This window comes from Bacteroides sp. AM37-9 (assembly GCF_003603455.1).
Classification (GTDB): Bacteria; Bacteroidota; Bacteroidia; order Bacteroidales; family Bacteroidaceae; genus Bacteroides; species Bacteroides xylanisolvens.
Genome location: NZ_QTNF01000094.1, coordinates 1 through 377, shown reverse-complemented (window position 1 = coordinate 377; position 377 = coordinate 1). Strand labels below are relative to the sequence as shown.

Below are 377 nucleotides of genomic sequence, written 5' to 3'. Positions count from 1 at the left end.
CCACAGGAGCTGCGTAATCAAGTCAAAGAAATTACACTGGATATGGCCGGGAGCATGCAAAAGATTGCCAAAACGTGCTTTCCACGTGCCATGCAGGTGATTGATAGGTTTCATGTACAAAAACTTGTATACGAAGCTGTACAAGAGTTGCGCATTACATATAGATGGCAAGTGATAAAAGAGGAGAATAAAGCTATGAAAGCGGCAAAAGAGAAGGGGGAAGTATATAAAGCAGAAGAACTCGAAAACGGAGATACACTCAGGCAATTATTGGCCAGAAGCAGATATTTATTATTTAAATCACCTGATAAATGGACCAAGAGTCAGAAAATCAGGGCAGAATTACTTTTCAAGCAGTTTGAAGATATTAAGCACGT

Annotated in this window: 1 protein-coding gene; it reads left to right on the top strand. The window is 39.8% G+C overall.

The genetic code is table 11. From position 1 onward, the window contains the following. Nucleotides 1-377, top strand: a 377-nt coding sequence (locus DW862_RS25655; RefSeq protein WP_165861978.1) for a transposase, incomplete at both ends; no start/stop codon positions are given.